Source organism: Nguyenibacter vanlangensis (assembly GCF_013376155.1).
In the GTDB taxonomy this organism is placed as follows: Bacteria; Pseudomonadota; Alphaproteobacteria; order Acetobacterales; family Acetobacteraceae; genus Gluconacetobacter; species Gluconacetobacter vanlangensis.
In genome coordinates this window covers 1-1,234 of the sequence record NZ_JABXXP010000784.1, presented here as the reverse complement: position 1 = coordinate 1,234, position 1,234 = coordinate 1, and the positions used below count along the sequence as shown (strand labels likewise).

Genomic DNA, 1,234 nt, shown 5'->3' with positions numbered 1-1,234 from the left:
CCTCGCGCGTCACGGTGGACGATCCGGTGGCGGCCTGTGCCGAGCATAACGCGGCGCTGCACCGGCGCGCGGACTGGCTCAATGCGCGGCGCTTCGCGGGGCTGCATTTCACCGGCCCCGGCACCGACCTCACGGTCGGGCTGGCCGACGGCCATCTCTGGGCCGGCGGCTCCGAACCGGCGCAGAACGGCATCGTCTGCAACCCCAACATCCCGACCGAGGAAGTCTTCACCACCCCGCACGCGCTGCGGGTCGACGGCCATGTCCGCGCCACCAAGCCGCTCTTCCACCAGGGCACGCTGATCGACGGCATCGCCGTGCGGTTCGAAGGCGGCCGGATCGTCCAGGCCCAGGCCATCCAGGGCCTGGCGGTGCTGGAACGCATCCTGGCCACCGACGACGGCGCCCGCCGCCTCGGCGAGGTCGCGCTGGTGCCCCATTCCTCGCCGATTTCGCAAAGCGGCGTGCTGTTCCGCAACACGCTGTTCGACGAAAACGCATCCAGCCACATCGCGCTCGGACAGGCTTATACCAAGTGCATGCTGGATACCGACGGCCAGACGCCGGAACAGCTCGCGGCCCGCGGCGCCAACAGCAGCTTCATCCATATCGACTGGATGATCGGCTCGGCCGAAATCGATGTGACCGCCATCACCCGCGATGGCGGACGCGAACCCCTGATGAAACACGGCGAATGGGTCAACACGCCATGAAAAGACACGTACCGTTCCTCGCGGCCGCCCTGGCCGCCACGATCCCCGCCGCCGCGATGGCCCAGATGGGGGGACAGCAGATGGGGGGCCAGCAGATGGGCCCCCAGCAGACGGCTCCCCAGCAAATGCCGCCCCAGCCGACCGCCGCCCAGCAGGCCGCCTTCCAGCGCGACATGCAGGCGGCCGCGCGATACCCCCTGCCCGCCGACTTCCTGCCGCGCATGACCGACACGATCCGCGCGATCCAGGCCGCCGGCATCAACCCGCCGAACGCCCCCAACCTGTCGCTGGACGAGACGATCGCGCGCACCGCCGCCATCCCGGGCCTGCAGCCCATCCTGTCCGCGCACGGCTTCACCCCGCGCGACTTCGTGCTGGGCATCACCGCCTTCGGCCTGACCCAGGCCCTGATCCAGCAGCCCCCGCCGCCCGAAGCCCACGCCCCCCCCCCCAACCCGGCCCACGTCGCGCTGATCCGCAACAACCCCCAGCAGGCCCAGGCCCTGATGCAGGCCATGGGC

At 70.7% G+C, this 1,234-nt stretch carries 2 protein-coding genes; both read left to right on the top strand.

Annotated features, from left to right (window positions below; genetic code table 11):
• The coding region (locus HUK84_RS19005) for an aminopeptidase (RefSeq protein ID WP_176641614.1) at nucleotides 1-713 on the top strand (713 nt) is incomplete at its 5' end.
• The coding region (locus HUK84_RS19000) for a hypothetical protein (protein WP_176641613.1) at nucleotides 710-1,234 on the top strand (525 nt) is incomplete at its 3' end. The genes HUK84_RS19005 and HUK84_RS19000, both read left to right, overlap by 4 nt.